Origin of the sequence: Ilyobacter sp., from assembly GCF_041583315.1 — a bacterium.
GTDB lineage: Bacteria > Fusobacteriota > Fusobacteriia > Fusobacteriales > Fusobacteriaceae > Ilyobacter.
This window is the reverse complement of record NZ_JBFHGC010000589.1, coordinates 1-1,691: the sequence shown is the minus strand read 5'-3', so window position 1 is coordinate 1,691 and position 1,691 is coordinate 1. Positions and strand designations below refer to the sequence as shown.

Annotated in this window: 2 protein-coding genes; both read right to left on the bottom strand. The window is 30.6% G+C overall.

Annotated elements, in window-relative coordinates:
• Nucleotides 1-662 (bottom strand): hypothetical protein (locus ABZA26_RS14490; protein WP_372715201.1); only part of this gene is annotated, 662 nt, incomplete at its 3' end.
• A 1-nt stretch (nucleotide 663) separates the two neighbouring features.
• On the bottom strand, nucleotides 664-1,602 hold the full coding sequence (locus ABZA26_RS14485) for a hypothetical protein (RefSeq protein WP_372715200.1): 939 nt from the start codon (nucleotides 1,600-1,602) through the stop codon (nucleotides 664-666).
• Nucleotides 1,603-1,691 lie beyond the last annotated feature (89 nt).

Below are 1,691 nucleotides of genomic sequence, written 5' to 3'. Positions count from 1 at the left end.
TTTCCTTTGATGCTCCAAGGGGATTTATCCATGGCAATTATAGCTTTATTCATAGCATCAATTACAGCTCTCCTTACAGCTTCTTCTTCTCTTTGTGCATAACTTGATTTACCTTCTCCTATTCCTAGAGTGGTACCACGTTCTATTTCTATTTCGGATTCTCCAGGGAAAGATTGTAATGAACCTGTATACATATTCATAAGTTTTAATTCCACAGCTGCTCTTGTCTTCTGAATTTTCTTTTGTGAGGTTAATGTATTTTTAGTGAAAATTTCTACTGCAAATTCTGTGAGACTCCCTGAAAGTGCAAATTCAGCTTCCTTCATATTAATTCCTTTTCTTAAGTTTTGATTATCTTTTTTTACAGCTGTATTTGAAAATTTAATTTCTTTTTTTATAGAACTCAGTTCATCTTCGTCTCTTGCTAGAACTTCAAATTTATTACTCATATCAGCTTCACTTTTTATGGCATCTGTCATTGTGGCTACAAATCGGCCCTCACCGTATATTGTTTTGTTTGTAAACTCGCCGACCCTTACTCTTCTTTTTACGTTGTTAAGCCCATTAGAAGAATAATTTCTCGCATCTTCGTTTCTAACCTGATTACTGTTACAAGAGATTAAGGTTAGAGAAATCATAATTATTAAAAATATTTTTTTCATTTTACTCCCCCAGTATCACTTTTAAATTATTATTAAAACTTAGTTTTAACATATCTAAGGCTAAGTCCATAGCTTGTTTTTTTTCTATCTCTTCTGCTTCTCCAGAAATATTTTGGCTAAACAAAGTTTCACCATAGGAATCAATAACTTCCATAAAAGCATTTATTCTTATGTTTGTCATCTCTGGCATAATGTAGGTTTCAGGAATTTTTTGCGCTTTGTTTTCTATTATATTGACATCAATATAATAATCTTCACTTCCATTCTCAATGTATCCAAGGGCTATTCTCTTATCTTTTATACTAGAGCTCAGCTCTTTTTGAAAATAAATTCTATCATCTTCACCTATATCTCCTATAACATTAAGTGCCACACTCACACGTTCATGCAAATCTTTTTTTAGAGTTGCTTTTCGCTTTTCAATATCATATTTACTTATTTTTGGCTTGGAGATCTGTCCACCCAATGCTAATATTACATAAGAATACTTCTCTCTTTTTTTGAGATCTTCCAATGCTTGATCAGAATGATCAATTTTTTCGATTTTACTTCCACTATCTGTTAATCTAAAATTTGTTAGGATACTTTCATCAATAATTTTTATTTTGTTATAGTAAAGGTTCAACTTATCAGAACTTAAAATAGCAACTGCTTCATACTGGTCTTTGAATATAGAAATTTTATTTACTTTTATATCCACACCCAAAAAATCATTAGTTGTTCTAAGATTTATATTAGAAGCATCTTCAAAGCTATACCCATTATTATTTTCAGTACTTTTTGAATTAAATTCACTTTTTACTTCGATCTGAATTTTACTCGAAAGATCTGATAGGGCATTATTTTTAGCCTCTGTCTCATTTTTCCCATTACCTATTCCTGTTAAGTCAGCAAATGATAATGTTGTCATCAAAATAAATAATAATAATATTTTTTTCATCTACATGACCTTCTTATACTCTGACTTGATTATCTTTCTCCCGTCATTCTCTTTAAGAAAATGTACGTTTATTTTAGCGATACTACCAT

Coding starts and splice junctions, on each gene's coding strand:
- ABZA26_RS14485 (WP_372715200.1), bottom strand. CDS start 1,602: ATGAAAAAAATATTATTATTATTTATTTTGATGACAACATTATCATTT.